This is a genomic window from Paraburkholderia sp. EG287B (genome assembly GCF_040965595.1).
Classification (GTDB): domain Bacteria; phylum Pseudomonadota; class Gammaproteobacteria; order Burkholderiales; family Burkholderiaceae; genus Paraburkholderia.
Genome location: NZ_JBFRCG010000102.1, coordinates 1 through 337, shown reverse-complemented (window position 1 = coordinate 337; position 337 = coordinate 1). Strand labels below are relative to the sequence as shown.

General features: G+C 62.0%; 1 protein-coding gene. It reads right to left on the bottom strand.

All coding sequences use genetic code 11. The features are described 5' to 3' along the window. The coding region (locus AB4Y40_RS42900) for a helix-turn-helix domain-containing protein (RefSeq protein ID WP_368692999.1) at window positions 1–328 on the bottom strand (328 nt) is incomplete at its 3' end. Window positions 329–337: the final 9 nt, after the last annotated feature.

The following is a 337-nucleotide window of genomic DNA, read 5'->3' as shown; positions in this document are numbered from 1 at the left end:
TGCTCCAGTGCGTCGAGCCGTCGGCCGGCTTGCGTCGCAGCGTGTAGTCGAGCACTCTCGCTTCAAGGCCCGCGAGGTCAGGTCGCGGCGCACGGCCTGGATGTCTGCCGTACAGGCCAGCAAGGCGCTCACTGGCGAAACGCGATTGCCACGTTGTGATGAAACGCGAATCGCATCGCAATTCGGCCATGATCGCCGCACGCGAGGCTCCTTCGTCGAGCAGCAGGATCAACCGTGCACGCCTCACCTCGCCAACGGCCATTGTGCGGCTGCGCTGCATCGACATCAGTTCTTCGCGCTCGGTTTCACTCAGATTCATTTTGCCCATGCACCATTA